Here is a 25,600-nt window from a genome sequence, read left to right on the forward strand (position 1 = left end):
AGACGAGTGCGGCAGTTGAGAGGCAAGACAATGGCAGATAAATCAAACACCATGTGGGGCGGTCGGTTTGCCGCGGGTCCGGATGCGATCATGGAAGCCATCAATGCCTCTATTGGTTTCGATAAACGGATGGCGCGTCAAGATATTGAAGGCTCCCGTGCCCATGCTGCGATGCTTGCCGCGACAGGCATTATCACAGATAGCGATGCGGATGCCATTCGTGAAGGTCTGCTCACGGTTTTGTCAGAAATTGAGAGCGGAACCTTTGAATTTTCCACAGCCCTTGAAGATATTCACATGAATGTCGAAAGCCGCCTGAAAGATCTGATCGGTGAACCTGCGGGACGTCTGCATACAGCACGGTCGCGCAATGACCAAGTTGCGACGGACTTCAAACTTTGGGTGCGTGACCAGATGGATGCCGCGATTGAAGGTATCGAAGCCCTGATGCGCGCCTTCCTTGTGCAAGCCGAAGCGGGCGCGGATTGGGTTATGCCTGGGTTTACCCACCTGCAAACCGCGCAACCCGTAACTTGGGGCCACCATATGATGGCCTATGTTGAGATGCTTGGCCGTGATCTGTCCCGCTTTAAGGACGCCCGCGTGCGGATGAACGAAAGCCCGTTGGGTGGTGCCGCGCTTGCTGGCACATCTTTCCCGATTGATCGCCACATGACGGCGCAGGCGTTGGGCTTTGACCGTCCGACTGCCAACTCACTTGATTCCACAGCCGATCGTGATTTCGCACTGGAATTCCTGTCCGCCAGCTCCATTTGTGCTATGCATTTGTCGCGCTTCGCCGAAGAACTGGTGATCTGGTCCTCTGCGCAATTCCGTTTTGTTGTGCTGTCTGATCGGTTCTCAACCGGCTCAAGCATCATGCCACAAAAGAAAAACCCGGATGCGGCGGAACTGATCCGCGCGAAAATCGGGCGTATTCTGGGGGCGACTGTGTCCTTGTTCACGGTGATGAAGGGCCTTCCGCTGACCTATTCCAAGGACATGCAGGAAGACAAAGAACAGGTGTTTGACGCGTCTGATAGCCTGATGTTGTCACTGGCCGCGATGGAGGGCATGGTCTCTGACCTCACCGCCAACATCCCCGTGCTAGAGGCCGCCGCCGGGTCTGGTTTCTCGACCGCGACCGATCTTGCTGATTGGCTGGTGCGTGAACTCAACATGCCATTCCGCGATGCCCACCACGTCACTGGCACGTTGGTCGCGCTGGCTGAAAGCAAGGGCTGTGATCTGCCAGATTTGACGCTGGAAGATATGCAAAACGTGTCCGCAGGCATCACCCAGGGCGTTTTTGACGTGCTTGGCGTGCATAATTCAGTAAACTCGCGCCAATCTTATGGCGGCACCGCCCCCGACCAAGTGCGCGCCCGTATTGCGGATTGGAAAGAGGTATTGAAATGAAACGTATTCTCCTAGCCCTTATCACCACCGCAGGCCTCACCGCCTGCGGCGCCGACGGCGCACCCATCCGCCCCATCGCAGGTGTTGGCGTATCTGTCGGCACTGGCGGCGTGAGCGTTGGTGGTTCTGTTGGTGCGAGCGTTGGCGGCGTGAATGTGCGCGTTGGGGTTTAGCGCTCGCGACTAAGATCTGGCCTGTTGTAAGTAGAAATGCCTCTCTGGAATTATGTAGCCCATAGAAAGCCAAACTTTATTGGATCGTTTCCAGTCGGAGCTCTACAAATAGCGAAAAGAAGGTTGCTGCGGTAATCGCAAACAAAGTCAGTATTAAACATAGAACTGGAATTATCTTTGCTTCGTTTGTGAAACATGGGAAAAAGATGGAAGGCCTGAAGGTACCAATCTTAACAATGCAATCTGATTGAAATGTGAATACGATAACGGCACTACCCAGGAATAGTGGGGGCAAAAACATAGTCAGTGTCATATTCTCAAGTGCAAAACGAGTGTAATTTGAAAATAGGAAGTCAGGTAACTCGCCTAGAAGAATCCTCTGGGCGAGAAGGTAGAGGGCAACAGAACAAATTCCCCATGACAGGAACTTCAAGTAGTTTTTAGGTTTGGAGGTAGCGGTGTTTGTCATGAGTAAAGTGTATCAATGGCAATGAATGATATCAATGTTTGAACTACCCACACTGATGTTGGGTTGCCAAGATATCTCAGGGTTCCTTTTTCATTCTTCCTAGGCTAACAGCGTTTCCAACGAATACGGGAGCGCGTGATGGACTATTTTCTCTATAAAGACGGTGAACTGCATGCCGAGGATGTCTCTGTGCGTGAAATCACGCGCTCGGTCGGCACGCCGTGTTACATCTATTCCGCCCGCACGCTTGCGCGTCATTATCGTCTGTTTGACGAGGCACTTGAGGGCATGGATCACTTGGTCTGTTACGCCGTCAAAGCCTGTTCCAACCTCGCTGTTTTGAAACTGCTCGGTGATCTCGGTGCTGGCATGGATGTGGTGTCTGGTGGTGAATATATGCGTGCGAAAGCCGCCGGTGTGCCGGGCGAGCGCATCGTGTTTTCCGGCATCGGTAAAACCCGCGACGAGATGGAGCTGGTCCTGAAAGGTGGCATCCGTCAGTTCAACCTCGAGTCTGAACCGGAAATGCGTCTGCTGAACAAGGTTGCGCTGGAACTTGGCGTTGTGGCCCCGGTCACTGTGCGGGTGAACCCCGATGTTGACGCGAAAACCCATGCCAAAATCGCGACGGGCAAATCTGAGAATAAATTCGGCATCCCGATCAGCCGTGCGCGTGATGTTTACGCGGAAATTGCTAGACTCCCCGGCCTGAAAGTCATCGGTATTGATGTGCATATCGGGTCGCAACTGACCGATCTCGCACCGTATAAAGCCGCCTATCAGAAGGTTGCCGAGTTGACCGAAGATCTGCGCAGCCAGGGGCATGAGATCACCCGCCTTGACCTCGGCGGTGGCCTTGGGATTCCGTATGAGCAAAACAATGACCGCCCCCCATTGCCCGTGGAATACGGTGCGATGGTCAAGGAAACGCTGAGCCATCTGAATTGCGAGATCGAGATCGAGCCAGGTCGTCTGATCGCAGGCAACGCGGGTATTCTCGTGTCCGAAACCATCTATGTGAAGGAAGGCGAAGACCGCAAATTCCTGATTGTTGATGCTGCGATGAACGATCTTGTGCGCCCGGCCATGTACGAAGCCCACCACGACATTATCCCCGTGATCGAAGCCGCACCCGGCATCGAACCTGACCGTTATGACATCGTGGGTCCGATCTGCGAAAGCGGTGATACATTTGCCAAAGGGCGTGATTTGGTTGCGATGGACGCGGGCGATTTGGTGGCGTTTCGGTCTGCCGGGGCATATGGCGCGGTGATGGCGTCTGAATATAATTCGCGCCCCCTGATCCCCGAGGTTCTGGTCAGTGGCGATCAATTTGCGGTCATCCGCGCACGTCCGACCTATGAAGAGATGTTGAATCGCGATACCATCCCCGAGTGGCTATAATTCCGGCAGGCATGCAAGACCGCCGGACCACCAGAAAGGGCCCGGCGTGACACGTCATCGCAGCGATAATCAATGGGAAACACCCCGGCTGAAACGTCAGATTTTCCTGACGCATCTCGGGTTGATCGCTGAGGCCCTCTGCCAAGCGTTCTGGCCGCTGTGGGTGGTGTTGGCCCTTGTTTTTGCTGTGATAATTTCGGGTCTCTCCCTGGAAATATCCGATGACCTTCTGCGCATTTGCGCTGTCTGTGCGGGGATTTTGTCGCTGATGGCGCTGGGCTTTGGTCTATGGCGCATATCTATCCCACGCCGCCTGGATGCACGTGCGCGCTTGGACAAAACCTTGGCGGGGCAGCCTCTGGCAACATTGGCCGATCAGCAAGGCATGGGCGGGGATGATCCTGCGTCACGTGCGATCTGGCAGGCCCATTTGGCGCGGATGCAGACCCAAGCAGCGAAAGCCCGCGCACCTGTACCTGATCTAAAACTTGCCCGCCGGGATCCTTATGCGCTTCGATATACCGGTTTATTGGCCCTGCTGGTGGCGGGCATGTTCGGGTCAATCACACAGGTCGCAACCGTCACATCGGGTTTGTCGGGCCGTGAGGCGGGCCAAGGAGGGATCGGCCCGCAATGGGAGGGCTGGATTGAACCTCCGGCCTATACGGGGCTGCCTGTTTTGTATCTTAACGACCTGATCGGGCAGAATATTTCGACGCCAGTGGGCAGCCGTATCAGTTTGCGATTTTATGGCGAACCGGGCACGCTTGCGCTGAAACATACACTTGATACGACGGTGCCTGAGACGCCTGACGGCACCACGATTGATATGTCGCCGGAATTGAATGTGACGCGCAGTGGCCTGCTTGAGATTGAGGGCGCTGAAGATGCGCGCTGGGTGATCGCGGTGCTGCCCGATCGGGTGCCTGCTGTTATGTTGTCCGGTGACCTCGAGATAGAAGCCTCTGGCCTGATGTCGCAAGATTTCGATATCAAAGATGACTATGGTATCATCGCCGGTCAGGTCGAATTCACATTGGACGAAGCCCTTCTGTCGCGTCGTTTCGGCTTGGAAATGGCGCCTGACCCGCGCGCGCCTTTGATCTTGGATCTGCCGATACCTGTCTCAGGTGATCGTGCGGAATTCACCGAAACCCTGATTGAAAACCTGTCGGAACATGCTTGGTCGGGGTTGCCTGTTCAAATGGTTCTAAGTGTGACGGATGCGCAGGGCCAAATCGGAACATCCATGCCGGAACGCTTGCCTTTGCCTGGGCGTCGTTTCTTTGATCCATTGGCGCGCGCGGTGATCGAAATGCGGCGTGATATTCTGTGGGCGCGTGCAAATGCACAGCAAACGGCCCAGGTGATCCGGGCCGTCACACATCGCCCGGATGGATTGTTTGATGACAGCTCGTCCTATCTGATGTTGCGCACGGTTTTGCGGCGCCTTGAGGCCGAACCGCTGACAGCTGAGGCGCAAACAGAACTGGCCGCCGCCCTTTGGGATATCGCATTGTTGATTGAAGACGGGTCTCTGTCTGACGCGTTGGAACGTATGCGCCAAGCGCAAGAACGTTTGACACAGGCGATGCGTGATGGGGCAACGGATCAGGAAATCCAACAGTTGATGAATGCATTGCGCGATGCCACGCAAGATTACCTGCGCCAGTTGGCCCAAAACCCCGAAGACAGCACGGATGAGCCCCAATCCGGCGAGACACAGCAGCTTAGCCAGGCTGACATTCAGGAAATGATGGACCGCATTCAGGAGCTGATGGAACAAGGGCGCATGGCTGAAGCCCAGGAATTGTTGAATGAGCTTTCCCAGATGATGGAAAACATGCGTGTCACCAAAGGGGGCGGTGGCGAGGGTCAAAGCCCGGGTGAACAGGCGATGGATGAGCTGGGCGAAAGCATCGAAGAACAGCAGGGACTGTCTGACCAAGCGTTTCGCGATCTGCAAGAACAGTTCAACCCCAACGCGCAAGCGGGGCAAAGCGGCGAAAATGAGGGCCGCGATGGATCACAAGGCCGCGGACAGCAGCACAGTGAAGATTCAGGTGCGGCCCAAGGTGATGACCAATCTGAAGGCCGAACTGATGGTGGCCAAGGTCAAGGCGAGACCAGCCGCGAACAAAACCTAGCGAGCCGGCAACAAGCGTTGCGCAATGAACTGGAACGCCAGCAGGGCAACCTGCCTGGGGCTGGAACAGAAGAAGGTGATGCGGCACGTCAGGCGCTTGATCAGGCAGGGGATGCCATGACCCGGGCAGAGGAAAAGCTGCGCGAAGGGGGTCTGGCGGGCGCGTTGGAAGACCAAGCCGATGCGATGGAACAGATGCGCGAAGGCATGCGTCAATTGGGCGAGGCGATCGCTGAAAACCAGGGGCAATCCGGTGAAGAAGGCGAAAACGACGCCGATTCACAGATGACACGCCAAGATCCATTGGGGCGCACCCAAAACCCACGTTCCGGTGTGGCGGGGACCGGTGATGATTTGCTGCAGGGTGAGGATCTGTATCGCCGCGCATATGAACTGTTGCAGCAGCTGCGCGAACGATCATCAGACCCCACACGCCCCGATCTGGAACGTGATTATCTGGAACGTCTCTTGGACCGCTTTTAAGGCGAGATCATGATGGCATGCGTTCTGGATTATTCCGACGCAGCGGGTTCGGTCAGACTGCTAAGGCCCTCTGCGGCTTTGCCCATCATCCCATCCAGCCAGACACGTAGCCCATCAACCCATGCCACATATGCATTTACATAGGACTCTCCGCCGGGCCAGAAATCAATGATGGTGGCTGCGGATGTATAAACAAGGACCGCAACGACCAGCAGAATGATCATCATCAAGAAACCTGTGCGAAAGCCGCTTTTGCGTGGCGCTTCGGTTGTGGCTTCTGTTTCTGTTGTGCCGTCTGATTCTTCGGACGCAGCGCGCAATGTCGAGTTGATCACATCAATGTCGGGCAATAAATCCGCGCGGTTGCTGTCAGCAGGGATGCCTGCCGTGTCCGTGAAGGCCGCATCAGCTGGATCGTTGGTCAACCCATCCTGTGCAAGGACTTCGTCCAAGATATCTTCTGGCTCTGGCGTGCTTTCGGGCGCTACGGCAGCAGGCGCGGATTCGTTTGCACGTGCGCGTTCTTCCCGACTGGCTTCCTCGCGCAAGATATCAACAACTGATTCATCCAAGGGACGGCGCTGAGGCGCATCACTGGCAGGGGCAACCTTAGTTTCCACGTCGGGCGCAGGGGCAGCATCAGCAACAGTGTCTTGGGGGACATCCGTCGGCGCATTTGCGCCAACTGCGGGCGCGTCCTTGGCTTGGAACCAAGTTTCATTGCAGGCCGAGCACTGCACATCTCGGCCATTGTCAGGAATAACCTTCGCATCGACTTCGTAATTTGCGTCACAATTCGGGCAAATAAGTCTCATGTGTCCCTGCCTTTGATAGTATTTCATGTCTTATTTTCGACGGATACCCAAAGATACCACGATCGATCGAACGTTATTAACAAGCGAGGTGTAATTTTTAAAGCTATTGTATGCTGAACCGATTGAAACATTTCGCCCCATGAGGCAAAACTGTCACCAAATAACCAAGGAAACAATGGAAAAATGTCAAACGCCAGAGATCACGCGTGATTGAGCTTCAAAACGCGGCTTACAACTATGGCGGTGGAGAATTGCTGTCAGAGGTTTCCCTGAAGCTTGCACCAGGTTCATTTCATTTTTTAACCGGGCCTTCTGGGGCGGGTAAATCGACGTTGATGAAATTGTGCTACATGGAACTTACGGCCACGGCAGGCCAAGCGCGTGTCTTTGGCAATGACGTGCGCAATATGACCCGTGATGACATCGCTGAAGCGCGCCGCCGTATTGGTATCGTTCATCAAGATTGCCGTTTTTTGGATCACTTGCCCCTGATGCAAAACATCGCTTTGCCTTTGTCGGTCTCTGGAAAAGATGTTGAGGCTGAGAAGGGCAACCTGCGCGAGTTGTTGAAATGGGTGGGCCTTGACCATCAAGAGAACGCGCTGCCCCAAGAATTATCTGGTGGTGAACGTCAACGGGCCGCACTTGCGCGTGCTGTCATCATGGCGCCTGATGTTGTGTTGGCAGATGAACCGACGGGGAATGTTGATTCTGAAATGTCGCAACGGTTACTGCAATTGCTGATCGAGCTGAACAAAATGGGGAAAACCATCCTTGTCGCGACCCATGATTTGGCATTGATCCGCATGGCAAAATCCCAGGTGAATATCCGGGTTTTGCGCATCGCAAACCGGCGCGTGCAATTGGCAGGGGCAGATCTATGACACCTAAATCTTCTCAGCCGGGCTTTGTCGATACGATGCTTGAAACCTTCCAAGGTGATAATGCAGGCGTTGTGCCCGCGACGGGACATACGGCGTGGTTAACGGTTTTTGCATCTGGTGCGATGGCATTTCTGGCGGTGTTCGCCTTGGCTTTATCGCTTGCCACTGGGCGGGTCGCGGATCGTTGGGCAGATGAATTGGCGCGCACTGCAACTGTACGAATTGCGGCCCCTGTCGGCCAGGTTGACGCGCAAACGGAAGCCGCATTGAACGTCCTGCGCACGACCCCCGGCATTTCCGAGGCGCTCGCGTTGACCGATGAAGAACAAAACGCATTGCTGACACCTTGGTTCGGTTCGGAACTGGATCTCGAAAGCTTACCGGTTCCGCGCCTGATCGAAATTGTCGAAAGCGACCCAGGGTATGATCGCGATGGGCTGCGCTTGCGTCTTGCAGGCGAAGTGCCAGGGGCGATCTTGGATGATCACAGTCGTTGGCGCGCACCTTTGGTCGCTGCGGCAAATCGGTTGCGTAGTCTGGGTCTGCTTGTGTTGGTCCTAATTGCGGCGACAACTGCGGTGATCGTGACACTGGCCGCCGGATCCGCGCTTGCGGCCAACCAGCAGGTCATCTCGGTGCTGCGTTTGGTTGGTGCCCATGACAGCTATATCGCGCGCGCTTTTGTGCGGCGTTTCACTCTGCGCGCTTTGGCTGGATCGGCGATGGGCACTTTGGCGGGATGCGTGGCGATCTTGTTGATGCCTGATCCCGGCGAGGTTGCGCAAAATAACTTTTTAACAGGGCTTGGCTTTGTAGCATCACAATGGCTGTGGCCCTTGATCATTCCGTTGCTTGCGGGCGCTGTGGCCTTTGCCGCGACACGTACGGCAGCCTTCCGCGCACTAAAGGAGCTCACCTAAATGTGGCATGCTATCCAGTGGGTTAGATCCCTGCTTTTCATCATTCAAATGTATATCATGCTGCCCATCGTTGGCTTTGGCATGGCACCGTTTGTTTACCTGAAGCCTAGCCGTGCCTTTGGTGTGATCCGATTCTATTGCAATTGGGTGCGCTGGACTGCGTCTTGGATGGTTGGTTTGAAAACCGAAATTCGCGGGACTGTGCCTTCTGGGGCGGTGATTGTCGCTTCAAAGCACCAAAGCTTCCTTGATATTTTGTTGCTTTCATCTGCTCTGCCGCGGATCAAATTTATTTTTAAAGATGAATTGCGCTATGTCCCGGTGATCTCGCTTTATGCGCGCTTCAGCAATTCCATTCCGGTGAAGCGTGGCAAACGTGGTGCGGCCATTAAAAAGATGGTGAGTGATGTGAAATCTGGCCAACAAGAGGAAGGTCAGTTGATCATCTTCCCACAAGGCACGCGTGTCGCCGCGGGGGCGAAAAAATCTTATAAAGTTGGCACTTACGTGCTTTATGATCAAACGGAACAGGCGGTTGTTCCCGTGGCAACCAATGTGGGCGTCTTTTGGAAGCGTCACGGCATTATGCGTTATCCCGGCGTTGGCGTTTTGGAATTTCTTGACCCAATTGCGCCAGGAAAACCCCAGGAAGAAATGATGGCGGCGATGGAAGACGCCATTGAAACCCATTCGGATCGCCTGATGCGCGAAGCCGGGTTTACTGAGTTCGAAACATGAATTTCATTAAGGATATCGCAGCACTTGAGGCGCTTTACGGCACCCCAGGCGAAGCATCCTTGATCAAGGTGACACCTGCTTTAACCCCGGCTTACCGCGCCTGGATTGAACGCAGTCGCTTTTGTGTTTTATCCACCATGGGCGCAGGCGGAACCGATGGTTCACCACGTGGGGATGTGGATCCGGTCGTGACAATCCAAGACGATAAAACCCTGTTGATGCCGGATTGGCGTGGGAACCAACGCCTTGATACGCTTCGCAATATTGTCGAAAACGGCCATATTTCCCTGATGTTTATGGTGGCCGGGTCAAACACGGTAATGCGGGTGAATGGCACGGCAAAGCTGACCGCTGATGCGTCGATTTGCGAGCAATTTGAGCAAAAAACACGCCACCCTAAAACCGTGATCGTCATCACAATCTCTGAGGTCTATTCCCAATGTGCCCGCGCGGTGATGCGGGCGGGATTGTGGACGACGGGCGATCAATCCGACGGCTTGCCCAGTGTTGGCGATATGTTGAAAGAGATCACCGATGGTGGGTTTGATGGCGCAATTTATGACGCTGAATGGCCGGAACGTGCAAGGAATTCAATGTGGTAGAAGTAACAATCATTCGTCATGGTCAGGCCAACACAGGCGCACGCGACGAGAAATCATATGACAAACTCTCTGATCTGGGGCACCAGCAGGCGCGTTGGCTGGGCGAGGTTCTACGCGGGCAAAAACCTTTCGACCGCCTGATTGCAGGTGGCATGCGTCGCCAGCAGGAAACGGCGAAAAACCTAGCTTTGCCGAATCTTGAAATGCAGATCGATCCGCGCCTGAATGAGTTGAATTACTTTGGTCTTGCCGAAAGCATGAAACAGCAAACTGGCGTTGAAATCCCTGATGATCTCGCCAGTTTCGTGGCCCATGTGCCGCAGCTTCTGACCCGCTGGCAGGCGGGCGGCATGTGCGAACATTTGGAAACTTATGATGATTTTCGCACCCGTTGCCTTGGGGCCGTGCGCGACGCCGCCGCGCAAAACACCCGCCCGGTTTTGGTCAGCTCAACCGGCGTCATCGCCACCCTAACGGCCGAGGCCTTGGGCCTTGATATGACGATGAAATCCAAGGTGTTTTTGAAAGTGATGAACACATCCGTTCACCGTTTCATCTGGGTAAACGACACCCTCCATCTCGCCCAATACGGCGCTGTCCCCCATCTTGATATCCCGGGCAGGGAACATGCGAGGACTTATGGCTGAGGGGGGATGTTTGAAGAAGTGCAGATTTTTTACAGGATATTTAAATGAAAAATTATGTAATTGGAGGCTTGTTGTGTCTCTTGGGGCTTGCTCTGACCGGCTTCACGCCATTGCAACGTTTTATAAATGAAATGATGAGGCAAGGTACTCTTGTAGGGATGAGCGCTTGTGTAAATTATTCAGATAATGATCTGCTTTCGCAAGATGCGATCAGAACAGGTTGCGCAGGGAGATTTCAAAAACCTCTATTCCACAGTGATTACGCAACGGGTCGTGCGGGACCTCGTGTGGAAGGAAGTATCGTTAGTTGGGGTGGTACGCTGCGCAATAAACAGTCTGACCATGTGACAACTTGGTTGCGGCTTTCAGTTTCAATTTACGATGCCGAAGGCGATGAACAAGAGGTTTTCGTTGATACACCGATTTGGATAGAACCCTTGGGTGAAGCGGACTTCATGGTGGAGCTTCCTGAAGTCGAGCGGGATCAAATTGATGACATCACGTTTTGCAAGCATGAAGATACAGATCCGAAGGCATGTTTGACGTGGGGCGTTGTCGAGATCATGGGGCTTTCTATTTAGATAGAATGGCGTATTCAAAACCATCTAAACAAAAACACCCGGTCAGTGGCCAGGTGTTTTTTGTTTCAGAGCTGTCAGATAGATCAGGCAGCGAGGCCTTTGTCGCCCAGTTCCAGGTATTTCTTGCGGCGGTCTTTGACCAAAGTGGCGGGCTTCTTTTTGCCGAGCGCTTTGAGCTGTTCCGCGATTGCGCGGCCCACAGATTCCATGGTGCCGGTGCGATCACGTTGCGCGCCACCAAGGGGTTCAGGGATGACGACGTCAGCCACGCCCAATTTCTCAAGGTCTTGGGCGGTCAGGCGCAGGGCCTCAGCCGCGTCGCGCATTTTGCCGGCGTCTTTCCACAGGATGGATGCGCAGCCTTCGGGCGAGATCACGGAATACACGGAATGTTCCAACATCAGGATCTTGTCGCCCGTCGCAAAGGCCACAGCGCCACCGGATCCGCCTTCGCCAATGATCACAGAGATCAACGGCACTTTGATTTGCAGGCATTTTTCGGTGGAGCGCGCGATGGCTTCGGATTGGCCGCGTTCTTCCGCACCTTTGCCAGGATAGGCGCCCTGGGTGTCCACAAGCGCGATCACCGGGATGCCGAATTTCTCAGCCATTTCCATCAGGCGGATGGCTTTGCGATAGCCTTCGGGACGGGCCATACCGAAGTTGCGTTCAATGCGAGACTTCGTGTCATTGCCTTTTTCATGACCAATGATCATCACAGGCTGTCCGTCAAAACGGGCCAAGCCACCAACAACCGCGTGGTCATCCGCAAAGTTGCGGTCGCCTGCCAGCAGGGTGAATTCCGTGAACAGCGCATCGATATAGTCAATGCAATGTGGGCGATCTGGGTGACGGGCGACCTGGCATTTGCGCCATGGTGTCAGCTCGCTGTACAGTGTTTTCAACATGTCAGATGCTTTTTGATCCAAAGCCGCAGCTTCGGTTTCGACATCCATTTCCTCTTCGCTGGCCCGCGCCATTGCGCGCAATTCGTTGGCTTTGGCTTCGATCTCAGCCAGAGGTTTTTCGAATTCAAGATAGTTGGCCATGGATGTTCCTGTATCTACGTCGTTCATTTTCGCGGCTAATGCGCGGTTTCATTTCCCTATATGACGTCACATTCATGAATTTGCAACTCGGCTGGAACGCTGGGCCTGAAGGGGTCTGTTTTTTGCCAGAGGGGAAGGGATGGGGAAGGCTGGGCCGGATCTCCCCCTAGTTTGAATGTGAGAATCACCTAATCTTGGTGGAGTAGTCGTCAAAGGAAATGTTATGCGTATCGGGTTTGCTGTTATTGTTGTGGTGGTTGGTGCTTTGACGGCTGCAGCCACGCCTTTGTTCGCGCTAAGTTGTATGCCCCCGGATATTGCGACGAATTATCGGGTGTTGGATGATGCGAAAGACACCTATGTGATTGTGCGGGGACGTGTGTCGGTGGAAGCTCAACCTTACGAGCTTGGCCGTGACACAGAGTCCGGCAGTGTGTTCGAATATAAGTCCCATGTTGGGCGTTTCACTGGACATATCGCCAATCGCCGCGGGTTTACCGTGCCATTCACACAAGATGTTGAATTTAAGCAGGCCTGCCATCTTTGGCCAGATATCAACATCTGCGAAAATCTTGGCACCCGTTCTGCGGAGCAGGATACAGAAGAGATGATCTATTTTCTGCGCAAAACTGATGTTGGATATGATTTCGTCACGGGGGATTGTCCCGGGGGTGTTCATCCAGCGACACGTGCGAATGAACGTCAAGTGAACCGCTGTATGCGCGGGGCCGACTGTAAACCGGCTTGGGAATGAACACCCTGAAATAACGGCCCTGTAACTCAGCAATATTTGTCGTGTAAGCTTGTGGCAAGACGTCCTTGAGACTGAGGAGCCAAACATGAACCTGATATTGCAACCCAACGGATATGAAAAACGCATTTTGCGGGTTTTGGATTACATCCATGACAACCCTGCTGGGGATTTGTCATTGGATACGTTGGCGGATGTCGCTGCCATGAGTCGTTTTCACTGGCATCGGGTGTTTCATGCGATGACCGGGGAAACATGTCATGAGGCGGTGTTGCGTTTGCGGATGTATCGCGCGGCGTGCTTTCTGTTGCAGAAGGATTGGCCTGTTGCCAAGATCGCGGCAGAGGTTGGCTATGGCAATGCCCAAAGCTTTGCGCGGGTGTTTCGCAAGACATTTGGGAAGACGCCTCTTCAGTTTCGCAAGCGAGGTACGCCAGTCGGGCGGCCTCGACCTGAACTGAAAGGACTTGAAACCGTGTATAATATTGAGATTGATACCACGCAGGATATGCGTTTGGCCGGGATGATGCACAAGGGACCCTACATGGAGATCGGCCATGCGTTTGAGAAAACCATGGCCATCGCGGAGTCGCGCAATTATTGGCCAAATGTACGCGGTATGTTGGCAATTTATTATGATGATCCAACTGCAGTGGCCGAAGCTGATCTGAAGTCTTGCGCTGCGATGATTGTAACGCCTGGTTCCCCGATCCCAGAAACTATGCAAGAGCTGTTCATCGAAGGTGGAGAGGTCGCGCGTTTGCGGTTTAAGGGGCCTTATGCAGGTCTTGAGGCCGCGTATAAACACCTGTTTGGCGAATGGTTGCCGTCATCAGATCGCGAGCCAGCGGATCAACCGTGTTACGAGATTTATCTAAATTCACCGATGGAAGTATCCCCGGATGAACTTCTGACAGATATCTGTGTGCCCTTGCAGTAAGGCAGCGGAATTTTCGAAAAATTCCGACCCGGAGTCTTTCAAAGACTCCGGGCGTTGCGTTTGGGTCAACTGTTTGCGATCAGTTCAGACTGGGCGACAATCACTTCCGCCTGTTTGATGGAAGCAATGTCCACAAGGCGGCCTTTGTAAACCGTCGCGCCTTCGCGGTTGGCTTTGGCCGTTTCCATCGCGGCCAGAATTTCGCGGGCCTCAGTCACGGCTTCCTCACTTGGGGTGAAGACGTCATTTGCCAGGGCGATTTGTTTCGGATGGATCGCCCATTTTCCAACCATGCCAAGCGTGGCAGAACGTTTGGCTTGGGCGATGTAACCTTCATCATCAGAGAAATCACCAAAGGGACCATCCACCGGCAATACACCATGTGTGCGACAGGCAGCGACAATTGCGGCCTGTGCCCAATGCCAAGGGTCAGACCAATGTTTTTCGCCGCCGCGCAGCATATAGTAGTTTTCCTGCGTGCCGCCAATGCCGGTGGTTTGCATGCCCATGCTGGCTGCGAAATCTGCAGCACCCAAACTCATGGCTTCCATACGCGGGGAAGATGCTGCGATTTCTTCCACATGTGCAATGCCCGCAGCGGATTCGATGATGACCTCAAAGCTGATACGTTTGCTGCGGCCCTTGGCGGCTTCAATTGCGGTGACAAGGGCGTCAACGGCGTAAACATCCGCAGCACAGCCAACTTTTGGGATCATGATTTGATCTAGACGATCGCCAGCTTGCTCCAAAATATCCACCACATCGCGGTACCACCAAGGGGTATCCAACCCGTTAATCCGCACTGTTAGGGTCTTATTTCCCCAGTCAATTGTGTTGATCGCTTCAATCACATTTGCCCGCGCGTTGTCCTTGTCAGTGGGGGCAACACTGTCTTCCAGGTCAAGGTTGATCACATCCGCCGCAGAGGCCGCCATTTTGGGGAACAGCTTGGTGTTAGAACCAGGCCCGAAAAGTTGACAACGGTTCGGACGAGCAGGGGCGGCGGGTTGTAGGCGGAAGGACATGGCGTTTCTCCTGGTAATGATATTTCGCATTGCGTTGCGCTATCGGTAGAATATTGCGCGCGCAGCATCAAGGGGATTTTGCAGGTGCAGCATTTTGAGATCCAATGAATGGCCATAGGAACTGGATGTGTTAGGTTGAGATAATAGGGACATGGTTGGGAGTTTGATATGAGTGCACTGGCATTGGATCTTCGGGCGCTGTTGCTTTCGGTGTATCCGGGGGATGCATTTTTTAAATTAAACGTTCCCGAAGATCCGGAGAGAAATGAAGCGCGGGTACGCGCAATTGTGTACCACCGTCATATGTCTGCTGGGGAGCACAGCGTCTCACTGCTCACGGAACTTGCGCTGGCGAAAGGTTACGGTCGTCATGCCCATGCTGTTTTTGAGCTTGCTCCCGCTGACGCCTTTGCGGCGCTGGAGCCTTCAGAGGTCATCTTGCAAAGAATTTTTGCGTGCTTCATGAGGTTTTCTGACGTGACCGGAATAGAAGATCGGACTTGGGAACCATTTGTCATTCCACAGAGGTTCGAAGCATCATTTTCAGAAATTGAACAACTTGGTATCATCGCAGTTGTTGAGGGAAACACATGTTGGAATGATGATGCCCGCCGTTTCTTGCCCGGAGTTTGAGAACGTCTGGGGACCAAAAATCGCCACGCCCATGTCGGAAATAGAGGCGACTGACAGCTAAACCCTTGCGAGAACCGGATGAAACCTCACGATATCCGGGACATTTATGAAACGCGCTTTGCTGGAAAACTGGGCCCTTTTTGCGGCCATGATGATGTTGATGGTCGCCAATGGGTTGCTGGCGACTTTATTGACGATCCGGGGGGCGGGGCTGGGATTTAGTGACCTGACGATCTCTCTGATGCAGGGGGCTTATCCCCTCGGTGCGCTGATTGGCACCATCGTGGCACCGCGTTTGATTGAGAAAGTCGGGCATATCCGGGCGTTCTCGGCGCTGGCATCTTTAGTGTCTATTGCAGCGATTATTCACCTTTTAACCGGCGATCCCTTCAGTTGGTCTGCCATGCGGTTTCTCGGCGGATTTTGTTATCCGGGTCTTTATGTGATTACGGAAAGCTGGCTGAATGCTAAATCCGAAAATAAGATTCGCGCGCAAGTGTTGTCAGTCTATCTGGTCATTCAGCTGGTCGGTCCTGCGCTGGGCACTGCGATGGTTGGTTTGCCCGACACATCGGGCAATCTGCTATTTGCGGTGGTTTCAATCTTGATATCGCTGTCCATCGTGCCATTGCTTTTGTCCAACAACAAAGCGCCGGATTACGAGGCCCCCGATCGCATGCCCGTCAAACGTCTTTGGATCGTCTCGCCAATGGCCGTGATGGGGATTGTTTTGATGGGGGTTACGATTTCGGCTTGGTATATTTCTATTCCGCTTTATGCATTGGGACAGGGGTTCAGCCCCGCGCGTGCGAGCGGAACTTTGGTGATCGCGCTGACCATCGCCGCTGTCGTGCAATATCCGTTGGGTTGGCTGTCTGACCGCACTGACCGCCGGTTAATCGTGATCGGATTGGCGCTGTCGGGGGTGGTTGGATCGGCTTGGCTTTGGGTTGATCCCACTGATATCGGCTTGATCGGAGGTTTTGCATTGATCGCTGTGGCCACGTCGCCGGTGTATGGCATCTTGGTTGCGCATGCCAATGATCAGTTGAAATCGTCGCAAATCGTCCCGGCAAGTGGCACAATGGTTTTCTTGTTGAATGTCGGGCTTTTGATGGGCACGCTTTTGGGGCCGAACTCGATTTCTTGGTTCAATGGCGGTGGTTTGCCGATTGTGTTGGGCGCGATCTGTGGTTTTGTTGCGATTTGGGCGATCGCTCGACGCATCCGCGAAGATGCGCCTGAAGATACGGGTGAGATGCAAGGCATGGGCGTGATCGGTGCGGCCTCTGGTGGTGTGATGCAGGCCGAAGCTTGGGTCGAAGCCGCGGAAGATGACAAAGCTGATTGATCAACAAAGGTGCAGCATCTCCTGGTGATGAATCACCTGTTTGGGTGCCTTTTCGGAGGCGAATCTACGGCCATGCTCCAAAGTCATCGCATAATCTTCGGAAATTTCATGCCGTTGGGGTGATTTAGTGCGCAAGTGAATAAAAAACCGACGCATCTAGCGAAGAAATTTCTGTGCCGCCCAATAATACTGCACGCAATGGCCGGGCTTCCGGTCTGATCTGACTTTGGGGGCTCTCATGATCAAAACACCTTATTTGCTTTTCCTCGGTGACGCACCGGACCAACTTGCTGCGAAAGTTGCCCAAGGTATCAAAGATTGGCGTCCAGATAACGCCGTTGGTCAGCTGCGCCTTGAAGGTTGTGGTGCCGACGTTGGCCTGACCGACATGACCCTTGAAGAAGCCAAAGCGGCGGGCGCAAAAACCCTTGTGATTGGTGTGGCCAACCGTGGCGGCATTATTTCCAAAGCTTGGAAGAAGATCCTGGTTCAGGCGCTTGAAGATGGTTTTGACCTGGCATCCGGCCTGCATAACCTTCTGACGGAAGAAGAAGATCTGGTTGCTGTGGCCAAAGCTTGTGGTCAAGAATTGCACGATGTGCGCGTGCCAGAAGTTGATTACCCAATCGCAAATGGTGTGACCCGTACCGGCAAACGTTGCCTCGCGATTGGCACTGATTGTTCCGTTGGAAAAATGTATACTGGCCTTGCGATGGATAAAGAAATGAAAGCGCGCGGGATGAATTCATCCTTCCGTGCGACTGGTCAAACCGGGATTTTGATCACCGGTAATGGTGTGCCTTTGGACGCTGTGGTTGCCGATTTCATGGCCGGGTCCGTTGAATATGTGACGCCTGACAATGACGCGGATCACTGGGATCACATTGAGGGCCAGGGGTCGCTGTTTCACATGTCATATTCTGGTGTGACCATGGCGCTGGTACATGGCGGTCAGCCGGATGCGTTGGTTCTGTGTCATGAACCAACCCGCGAACATATGCGTGGCCTGCCAGGTCGTGACGTTCCAACCTTGGAAGCCCTGCGTGATGTTGCTTTGCCACTGGCGCAAATGTCTAACCCAGCTTGTCAGATCGTTGGTATCTCTGTGAACACCCAACATCTGTCTGAGGATGATGCGGTGGCGTATTTGGCAGAAGTTGAAAGCAAAATGGGCCTGCCAGCAGTTGACCCGTTCCGCCAAGGCGCGGCGCGTCTGGTCGATGCTTTGAATGCACTGTAAGACGGTCTTATGAAAAGATTTGTCACAGCAGATACCTTCCAACTTGCGGAAGTGTTCACAATCTCACGGGGCTCGCGCACAGAAGCGCGGGTTCTGACCTGTCATCTTGATGATGGCACCCACAAAGCCTGGGGCGAATGCGTGCCCTATGCCCGCTACGGCGAAACGCTGGAAAGCGTAACGGCGGAAATCAACGGTTTGCCCGATAGTTTCACGCGCCAGGATCTCTATGGTCTTCTGCCCGCCGGGGCTGCGCGCAATGCGGTTGATTGTGCGCTTTGGGATCTGGAATGCAAGCGCGCAAATAAACGCGCTTGGGAGTTGGCCGGTCTACCCGCCCCAACACCCGAGATCACTGCTTATACCCTGTCTTTGGCCGAGCCTGAGCAAATGCGGGCTTCTGCCGCGAAACATGCGCATCGTCCATTGTTGAAGATTAAACTTGGCACGGAAGATGACATGAAACGGCTTGAGGCCGTGCGCGCTGGTGCGCCGAAATCCAACATCATCGTGGATGCGAATGAAGGTTGGTCTGCTGAGGTGTATTCGGAACTTGCACCGCATCTTGTGCGTCTTGGCGTGCAATTGGTGGAACAGCCAATGCCTGCGGGTGCCGATGATATGTTGGGCGAAATCGCGCGACCTTTGCCAGTCTGTGCCGATGAAAGCTGCCATGATCGCAGCAGTTTACCGGGCTTGAAGGGCAAATATGATGTGGTGAACATCAAGCTGGATAAAACCGGTGGTCTGACCGAAGCTTTGGCCCTGCGCGACGCCGCACTTGCTGATGGGTATAAAGTCATGGTTGGTTGTATGGTCGGATCAAGCCTTGCTATGGCACCCGCGCAGATTGTTGCGCAGGGTGCGATGGTTACAGATCTTGACGGGCCGCTTCTGTTGGCAGAAGACCGCGATAACGCAATGCATTTTGACGAGGCTGGGGTGCACGCACCTTCTGCCGCACTTTGGGGATAATCACATGAGCCGCACAGTCTATGTTAACGGGCAGTATCTGCCAGAAGAAGATGCCACTGTTTCGATCTTTGATCGAGGCTTCCTGATGGCGGATGCCGTTTATGAGGTGACCAGTGTGCTGGACGGCAAGCTGATTGCTTATGATGGTCATGTGGAACGTCTGTGGCGGTCATTGGGTGAGCTGGACATGGCGGCGCCTTGCACGCCAGAGGAATTGTTGGAAATTCACCGCGAGCTGGTGACGCGCAATGGGATCGACGAAGGTCTTGTTTACCTTCAAGTGTCCCGTGGGTCCGACGGTGATCGTGACTTTGTCTTCCCATCGGCGGATACCAAACCGACGCTTGTGCTGTTTACGCAGAATAAGCCGGGGCTTGCGGATAATCCTGCGGCGAAAAAAGGCGCGAAGATTATCTCGGTGGATGATATCCGCTGGGGGCGTCGCGACATCAAAACCGTGCAGCTGCTGTACCCTTCCATGGCGAAGATGATGGCAAAGGCTGCGGGCTGTGATGACGCTTGGTTGCTTGAGGATGGTCATGTGACCGAGGGCACTTCCAACAACGCCTATATCGTTAAAGGCGGCAAGATCATCACCCGTCCGCTGTCCAGTGATATCCTGCATGGGATTACGCGCGAGGCCGTTCTACGGTTCGCGCGCGAGGCACAAATGGAAGTGGAAGAACGCCTATTCACCATTGATGAGGCAAAACAAGCGGATGAGGCGTTTACGACGTCGGCTTCTGCTTTTGTCATGCCTGTGATTGAGATCGATGGTGTGGCGCTGGGCGATGGAACGCCTGGTTCCGTGGCGCCACGTTTGCGCGAAATCTATATTGATGAGATGCGTAAGTCCGCGATTTGATATAGCGGTGGGAGCGCCCCCTTCGGGCTGCTCCCACCCACCCATGTTGCGCAAGTGGGATTGATTGCGCTTTAGACACCCCGCAGCCCTCAGGGGGCGCTGAGGAGATGTCGCGAAACTTGCCGTAAACAGAACAGAATGCCCGTGAAAACGCGCCGACCCTCGCTTTGAATGCAGAGCTGGGAGGATGCGGCATGCGGTTTCTGGAAGGTATTCGTGTATTGGATCTAACCCATGTTTATGCGGGCCCGTTTTGCACCCATCAATTGGGGGCTATGGGGGCAGAGGTTATCAAGATCGAGGCTCCGGATAAACCGGATATGACCCGCGGCGAAGGGGCGGATGCTGCCATGAATGCGCAAGGTTATGGCCTAGGATATCAAGCGCATGCGGGTGGGAAACGTTCCTTGGCGTTGGATTTGAAATCTGCTGCTGGCCAAGCGGTATTCGCGAAATTGGTCGCGACATCAGATGTTGTCGTGCAGAATTATACGACCCATTGCTTGGACGATCTGGGACTTACGCCTGACCAATTGGGCCAGCATAACCCCAAACTGATTTATTGCATGTTGTCAGGGTTCGGCCGCACAGGCCCAAAGGCCAATGACCCAGCTTATGACAATGTTATTCAAGCGTTCTCAGGCATGATGGCGAGCAACGGAACGCCCGAAACTGGACCGGTACGCATTGGCCCGCCCGTGGTGGATTACGGCACGGGGTTGCAGGCGGCGATGGCGATTTCTTCGGCCTTATTCGCGCGCGAACGCAGCGGACGAGGCGCGGTGATTGATGTATCCATGCTGGATGCGGCTTTGATGTTGATGACCGCCAATGTGGTGGCGACACAGGCCACGGGCCGGGCCCCCACGCCGAATGGAAATCGGGACGCGGAATATGCGTGTTATGGGGCCTATGATACGGCGGATGGCGTGTTGATGATTGGGGCATATACCAATGCACAGGCCGCAGACTTGATGGCCGCATTGGGGAGTGAGGCACGCGCCCAGGCGATAGCAGCGACCCCGCGTGCGGCATTGGGCGAACGTTGCATTGAGGATGAGGCATGGTTGGAAATGCGCCTTAGGGACAAGTCTGCGGCGCAGTGGGAAGACCTGCTGAACGCTGCCCATGTGCCCGCAGCCCGTGTGCGCCGTATTGAGGAAACCTTGCAGGAGACACAGCTTGCGGGACGTGCTGTTTTACAAGATGTCGGCGATGATCTTCGGCTTCCGGGGGCAGGGTTTATCGCGGGGGATGCAACACCTGTGGTCGGGCATGTGGCCCCACGTATGGGCGCTGACAGTCGTGCGATATTGACCGAACTGGGTGTGAGCGACGAGGTCATCGCGCAGCTGAGTGATCAAGGTGTCACCGGACCAATCTGAGGTATTTTACAAAACTAGAATTCCGGAAAACTGGAATTCTAGTTTTTTAGTTTTCTAACGATGCGGTTGAAGGCGTTTACTTTCCAGTCCAGACTGGGTCACGCTTTTCTGCAAAGGCGCGTGCACCTTCCAATTGATCGTCAGAACGGTATAGCTTTTCGACGGTTTCAAACTGGCTTTTGGTGATTTTATTCATGGCGTCCTGGAATTTCATGTCTTCCGCTTCGCGCACGACCTCTTTGATCGCCGCATAAACCAAGGGTGGGCCAGAGGCCAAAAGATCCGCCATCTCACGTGCTTTTGCCATCAGATCACCCCCCGCGTGAATTTGGTTGATCATGCCCCAGCGCGCGGCCTCATCCGCGTCAAACCAGCGCCCGGTCAAAAGCATTTCCATGGCGATGTGATAGGGAATGCGCTTGGGCAATTTGACCGAGGCCGCATCCGCCACAGTGCCGGAGCGGATTTCCGGCAAGGCAAATGTCGCGTGATCTGCCGCCAGAATGATGTCAGCCGACAAAGCCAGTTCCAGGCCGCCGCCACAGCAAATGCCGTTCACGGCCGCAATCACCGGTTTGTTCAATCCACGCAATTCCTGCAAGCCGCCAAAGCCACCAACTCCGTAATCGCCGTCGACCTCGTCGCCATCCGCAGCGGCTTTTAGATCCCAGCCAGGGCAGAAGAATTTCTCGCCCGCGCCGGTGATGATCGCGACGCGCAATTCTGGGTCATCGCGAAATTGGGTGAAAACTTCGCCCATGACGCGACTGGTTGCTAGGTCAATTGCGTTGGCCTTGGGGCGGTCAAGAGTGACCTCAAATACATGGCCTCGGCGTTCGGTTTTGATCGGGGTATCTGTCATTGTTTTCCTCCGGTGCGGATCAGGACGTCTGCTGCGATTGCCCCGTCCGGGCCACACATCAACGGGTTGATTTCAATTTCTTCAGGGGCCTCGGCCATGACGACAGCCTGCACCGCCATCACGGCATCTGCAATCGCGTCTTTATTGGCGGCGGGTTGGCCACGATAGCCATCCAACAGTTTGGCGATCTTTAAGCTGTTTAACGCATCTATCACGTCGACGCGGGATGCGGGCACCAGCAACGATGCGCTGTCTTGCAATATCTCGGTCAGTACACCGCCGGCGGCAAGGGTCAGGACCATGCCATGGGCTGGATCATGCACCACGCCGATCAATATTTCGGCGATTGTGCCCGTGATCATTTCTTCCACGAGAAAGCTATCGCAAGGCATGTTTTGCGCTGCATTAGACACTGACTTTGCATCCATCAAGTTCAAGGCAACCGCGCCCATGTCAGACTTATGGGCGATGCCTTCACCCTTCAGGACCACGGGGTAACCGATATGGTCCGCTGCTTCGGCCGCTGCTTCCGGGCCGTTTGCACGGTGGGCACCGGGAACACGCAAGCCATGTGAGGCAAGCAGGATCTTTCCTTCGGCTTCTGAAAGATGAACAGAGTCTGTTTCAGGTGTTTTGGGCAGGAATAGGGTCTGTTTTGCGGATTGTGACTCGCCGATCTTCGCTGCCACATCCATGGCTTCGATCGCGTCTGACATGCCTGCAAAAGGCACGACATTCATGCTGATCAGCCGGGCTGATATATCTTCCGGAATGTTTTCCGGCAGGGATGACAACAGCGCAACCGGGCGGCCGCTGGCCTGTTGGGCCTTGGCCGCTGCGATGATCACATCTTCCCATTCCTCAGCCGAACACCGATCCACGCGGGGAAAGTCTACGACGATCACGCCCATGGCCAGATCCGGGTCCATCATGGCGGTGAAGCACCCCGCAAGTGCCGCGCGGTCTCCCCAGATGTAGGTGTGATAATCCAGCGGATTGGCGAGGGCGACCTTGGGTCCAAGTGTTGCGCGCAGGTCGGTTGCCTGGCGGGTGTTCAGCGGTGGGAAGGTCAGGCCCGTGTCATGTGCCGTGTCGGCCATCAGGCTGGCTTCGCCACCGGAACATGACATGGATGCAATGCGATTTGACGCAAGCGGCCCGGCCACATGCAGCAGCTTTAAAGTCTCTAACATGGCGGAAAGTGACGAAACTTGACCAATATTGAGACGTTTCAAAAGCGCGCGTGCACCCGCGTCGCTGCCCGCAAGTGAAGCTGTGTGTGAGATCGCCGCTGCCTGGGCGTGATCGGATTTACCGATCTTCACCGCGACGATGGATTTGCCAAGGCGCGCGGCCTCAGCAGACATGGCTTCAAAACCGCGCAGATCATCGATACCTTCGATATGCAGGCCAAGTGCAGTGACGCGTTCATCCTGCAACAGGGCCTTGCCGATTTCGGACAATCCGGTCTGCGCCTGATTGCCTGCGGTCACCACATAGGCCACCGGGAGGCCGCGTGCCTGCATGGTCAGGTTGATCGCGATGTTGGAGGATTGCGTGATCAGGGCGACACCCGTTTCCACCGCCACGCCGCCATGTTGGTCCGGCCAAAGGGCGGCGCCATCAAGGTAGTTCAGCATGCCGTAGCAATTCGGCCCAAGGATTTTCATGTCGCCCGCGGCCTCAAGCAGGGCTTCTTGTTTCTCGGCCCCATCGGCCATTTCTTCCTGCGCCTCGGAAAAGCCGGACGCAAAACAAACCGCGCCGCCCGCAACCATCGCGGAAAGTTCACGTACAACTTCAATCGTTGCGTCACGATTCACGCCGATAAAAGCGGCATCGGGGGCGTTGGGCAGATCGGATAGCGTGGCAAAGGCCGGCAGGCCGACGACCTCGGGTTTCTTCGGATGGACAGGCCAGATGTCACCGGTGAAACCGATTTTCTGACACTGCTCAATCACGTTGGCGCACCACGCCCCGCCGCCGATCACGGCAACCGAGCGGGGGCGCAGAAGGCGATGTAGATCACTCATTTATGCCCCCAGAGGCCGCAGCAAATCGCGGGAAATAATGTGGCGCTGGATTTCGCTGGTACCGTCCCAAATGCGTTCCACCCGGGCATCGCGCCAGAACCGTTCAATCGGAAAGTCGTCCATCAAGCCCATGCCGCCAAAGATTTGCAGCGTGGTGTCGGTTACGCGCGCCAGCATTTCTGAGGCGTATAATTTCGCCGAGGCGATTTCACGGTTTGCAGGCAGACCCTGATCCAGACGCCAGGCAGAGGCCAGGGTCAGCCAATCAGCGGCGTCGATTTCGGTGATCATGTCAGCGATTTGAAAACCAATGCCTTGGAATTTACCGATGGGTTGGCCGAATTGGCTGCGCTCTGCGGAATAGTTCAGGGCGTAATCAAAGCAACGGCGCGCACGTCCCACGCAAAACGCGGCAACGGTGATCCTGGTGGCATAGAGCCATTCGTTCATGACGGCAAAACCACCGTCAACTTCGCCCAGAACTTGGGCGTCGGGCAGGCGGCAATCATCAAAGCTTAGGATGTAGTTTTTGTATCCTTTGTGGCTGACGGAATTATAGCCTTCGCGCACGTCAAAGCCGGGCGTGCCGCGATCGACAAGGAAGGTGGTGATGCGTTTCTTCGGCCCACGCGGAGTTTCATCGACGCCGGTTGCGATAAACACAATAAAGAAATCCGCATGTTCCGCGCCAGAGATGAAATGTTTCGATCCGTTGATCACCCAATCGCCACCATCGCGGACCGCCTGACATTTCATACCACGTACATCAGATCCGGCATCTGGTTCGGTCATGGCAAGCGCATCCATACGTTCACCGCGCACGGCGGGCAAAAGATAGCGTTCGCGTTGTTCATCGTTGCAGGCCATCAGGATGTTTTGCGGGCGACCAAAGAAATGGGTCAGCGCCATAGATCCGCGCCCAAGTTCGCGTTCAACCAGGGTGAAATCCACATGCGACAGGCCCGCGCCGCCAACGTCTTCGGGAAAGTTGCAGGCGTAAAATCCAAGATCGAGACATTTTTGTTTGATCTCTTGGCCCAACTCAGCAGGGACGTGACCCGTGCGCTCGACCTCGGCCTCATGGGGGTAGATTTCTTTTTCCACAAAACTGCGGACGGTGGAGACGATCATCTCCTGTTCATCACTGAGGCCGAACTGCATGCTGAAATTCCTTCTTTGGTTCCTTTGATGATTTCCCGACTTGCAATGA

At 54.6% G+C, this 25,600-nt stretch carries 24 protein-coding genes; 18 read left to right on the forward strand and 6 right to left on the reverse strand.

Annotation, left to right across the window (positions count from 1 at the left end):
• Positions 1–30 precede the first annotated feature (30 nt).
• From argH to RJ38_RS13540, 4 genes are all read left to right on the forward strand, one after another.
• Positions 31–1,419 carry an argininosuccinate lyase gene (gene argH, locus RJ38_RS13525; protein WP_039019400.1) on the forward strand — a complete coding sequence of 463 codons (1,389 nt, stop codon included), beginning with the start codon at positions 31–33 and terminating at the stop codon, positions 1,417–1,419.
• A complete protein-coding gene (locus tag RJ38_RS19115; RefSeq protein WP_202903891.1) occupies positions 1,416–1,592 on the forward strand; it encodes a hypothetical protein in 177 nt (58 codons plus the stop codon). Before argH ends, RJ38_RS19115 begins: the two co-directional genes overlap by 4 nt.
• Positions 1,593–2,199: 607 nt before the next feature.
• Positions 2,200–3,465 carry a diaminopimelate decarboxylase gene (gene lysA / locus RJ38_RS13535; protein WP_039019402.1) on the forward strand — a complete coding sequence of 422 codons (1,266 nt, stop codon included), beginning with the start codon at positions 2,200–2,202 and terminating at the stop codon, positions 3,463–3,465.
• A 46-nt stretch (positions 3,466–3,511) separates the two neighbouring features.
• Positions 3,512–6,094 (forward strand): DUF4175 domain-containing protein, encoded by a 2,583-nt coding sequence (locus RJ38_RS13540; RefSeq protein ID WP_039019403.1) that lies wholly within the window; start codon positions 3,512–3,514, stop codon positions 6,092–6,094.
• A 29-nt stretch (positions 6,095–6,123) separates the two neighbouring features.
• Here the strand turns inward: RJ38_RS13540 and RJ38_RS13545 are convergent, their stop codons facing one another.
• Positions 6,124–6,909 carry a zinc-ribbon domain-containing protein gene (locus RJ38_RS13545; RefSeq protein ID WP_052245397.1) on the reverse strand — a complete coding sequence of 262 codons (786 nt, stop codon included), beginning with the start codon at positions 6,907–6,909 and terminating at the stop codon, positions 6,124–6,126.
• Between the two features lie 206 nt (positions 6,910–7,115).
• Between RJ38_RS13545 and RJ38_RS13550 the strand changes: the two genes are divergently transcribed.
• From RJ38_RS13550 to RJ38_RS13575, 6 genes are read left to right on the forward strand one after another with little or no spacing between them, the layout of a single operon-like run.
• Complete coding sequence (locus RJ38_RS13550) at positions 7,116–7,793, forward strand: cell division ATP-binding protein FtsE (RefSeq protein ID WP_039019404.1); 678 nt, start codon at positions 7,116–7,118, stop codon at positions 7,791–7,793.
• A 35-nt stretch (positions 7,794–7,828) separates the two neighbouring features.
• The gene (locus RJ38_RS13555) at positions 7,829–8,713 is read left to right on the forward strand and encodes a cell division protein FtsX (RefSeq protein ID WP_156121875.1); all 885 of its coding nucleotides are present in this window, start codon (positions 7,829–7,831) and stop codon (positions 8,711–8,713) included.
• Positions 8,714–9,451 (forward strand): lysophospholipid acyltransferase family protein, encoded by a 738-nt coding sequence (locus RJ38_RS13560; protein ID WP_039019406.1) that lies wholly within the window; start codon positions 8,714–8,716, stop codon positions 9,449–9,451.
• Complete coding sequence (locus RJ38_RS13565) at positions 9,448–10,053, forward strand: pyridoxamine 5'-phosphate oxidase family protein (protein WP_039019407.1); 606 nt, start codon at positions 9,448–9,450, stop codon at positions 10,051–10,053. The genes RJ38_RS13560 and RJ38_RS13565 overlap by 4 nt, the downstream gene beginning before the upstream one ends.
• The gene (locus tag RJ38_RS13570) at positions 10,047–10,700 is read left to right on the forward strand and encodes a histidine phosphatase family protein (RefSeq protein ID WP_039019408.1); all 654 of its coding nucleotides are present in this window, start codon (positions 10,047–10,049) and stop codon (positions 10,698–10,700) included. The genes RJ38_RS13565 and RJ38_RS13570 overlap by 7 nt, the downstream gene beginning before the upstream one ends.
• Before the next feature lie 44 nt (positions 10,701–10,744).
• Positions 10,745–11,281: a hypothetical protein gene (locus RJ38_RS13575; RefSeq protein WP_039019409.1), complete on the forward strand. Its 537-nt coding sequence runs from the start codon at positions 10,745–10,747 to the stop codon at positions 11,279–11,281.
• 83 nt (positions 11,282–11,364) lie between these two features.
• Here the strand turns inward: RJ38_RS13575 and RJ38_RS13580 are convergent, their stop codons facing one another.
• On the reverse strand, positions 11,365–12,330 hold the full coding sequence (locus RJ38_RS13580; protein WP_039019410.1) for an acetyl-CoA carboxylase carboxyltransferase subunit alpha: 966 nt from the start codon (positions 12,328–12,330) through the stop codon (positions 11,365–11,367).
• Positions 12,331–12,553: 223 nt separating this feature from the next.
• On the opposite strand from RJ38_RS13580, the gene RJ38_RS13585 reads away from it, so the two are divergent.
• Together RJ38_RS13585 and RJ38_RS13590 are read left to right on the forward strand one after the other, a co-directional pair.
• Complete coding sequence (locus RJ38_RS13585; protein WP_039019411.1) at positions 12,554–13,084, forward strand: hypothetical protein; 531 nt, start codon at positions 12,554–12,556, stop codon at positions 13,082–13,084.
• A gap of 85 nt (positions 13,085–13,169) precedes the next feature.
• Positions 13,170–14,021 (forward strand): AraC family transcriptional regulator, encoded by an 852-nt coding sequence (locus tag RJ38_RS13590; protein WP_039019412.1) that lies wholly within the window; start codon positions 13,170–13,172, stop codon positions 14,019–14,021.
• 65 nt (positions 14,022–14,086) lie between these two features.
• Here RJ38_RS13590 and RJ38_RS13595 read toward each other — a convergent pair whose 3' ends face one another.
• Entirely contained in the window at positions 14,087–15,046 is a 960-nt protein-coding gene (locus RJ38_RS13595; protein ID WP_039019413.1) for an L-malyl-CoA/beta-methylmalyl-CoA lyase, read from the reverse strand.
• 168 nt (positions 15,047–15,214) lie between these two features.
• Here RJ38_RS13595 and RJ38_RS13600 point away from each other — a divergent pair, with 168 nt between their 5' ends.
• From RJ38_RS13600 to RJ38_RS13625, 6 genes are all read left to right on the forward strand, one after another.
• Positions 15,215–15,679, forward strand: a complete 465-nt coding sequence (locus RJ38_RS13600) for a hypothetical protein (RefSeq protein WP_039019414.1) — start codon at positions 15,215–15,217, stop codon at positions 15,677–15,679.
• Between the two features lie 106 nt (positions 15,680–15,785).
• The gene (locus RJ38_RS13605) at positions 15,786–17,030 is read left to right on the forward strand and encodes an MFS transporter (RefSeq protein ID WP_039019415.1); all 1,245 of its coding nucleotides are present in this window, start codon (positions 15,786–15,788) and stop codon (positions 17,028–17,030) included.
• A gap of 238 nt (positions 17,031–17,268) precedes the next feature.
• Positions 17,269–18,270, forward strand: coding sequence for an N-acetyltransferase DgcN (gene dgcN, locus RJ38_RS13610; protein WP_039019416.1), 1,002 nt, complete (start codon positions 17,269–17,271; stop codon positions 18,268–18,270).
• 9 nt (positions 18,271–18,279) lie between these two features.
• Entirely contained in the window at positions 18,280–19,245 is a 966-nt protein-coding gene (gene dgcA, locus RJ38_RS13615) for an N-acetyl-D-Glu racemase DgcA (RefSeq protein ID WP_039019417.1), read from the forward strand.
• 4 nt (positions 19,246–19,249) lie between these two features.
• The gene (locus RJ38_RS13620) at positions 19,250–20,110 is read left to right on the forward strand and encodes a D-amino-acid transaminase (RefSeq protein WP_039019418.1); all 861 of its coding nucleotides are present in this window, start codon (positions 19,250–19,252) and stop codon (positions 20,108–20,110) included.
• 194 nt (positions 20,111–20,304) lie between these two features.
• Positions 20,305–21,495 (forward strand): CaiB/BaiF CoA transferase family protein, encoded by a 1,191-nt coding sequence (locus RJ38_RS13625; protein WP_039019419.1) that lies wholly within the window; start codon positions 20,305–20,307, stop codon positions 21,493–21,495.
• A 76-nt stretch (positions 21,496–21,571) separates the two neighbouring features.
• On the opposite strand, the gene RJ38_RS13630 is transcribed toward RJ38_RS13625, so the two are convergent.
• The 3 genes from RJ38_RS13630 to RJ38_RS13640 are packed head-to-tail and all read right to left on the reverse strand — an operon-like array spanning position 21,572 to position 25,551.
• Positions 21,572–22,357, reverse strand: a complete 786-nt coding sequence (locus tag RJ38_RS13630; protein WP_039019420.1) for a carnitinyl-CoA dehydratase — start codon at positions 22,355–22,357, stop codon at positions 21,572–21,574.
• Positions 22,354–24,390, reverse strand: a complete 2,037-nt coding sequence (locus RJ38_RS13635; RefSeq protein WP_039019421.1) for an acetate--CoA ligase family protein — start codon at positions 24,388–24,390, stop codon at positions 22,354–22,356. Before RJ38_RS13635 ends, RJ38_RS13630 begins: the two co-directional genes overlap by 4 nt.
• Entirely contained in the window at positions 24,391–25,551 is a 1,161-nt protein-coding gene (locus RJ38_RS13640; RefSeq protein WP_039019422.1) for an acyl-CoA dehydrogenase family protein, read from the reverse strand.
• Positions 25,552–25,600: the final 49 nt, after the last annotated feature.

This window comes from Halocynthiibacter namhaensis (assembly GCF_000812685.1).
Taxonomy (GTDB): domain Bacteria; phylum Pseudomonadota; class Alphaproteobacteria; order Rhodobacterales; family Rhodobacteraceae; genus Halocynthiibacter; species Halocynthiibacter namhaensis.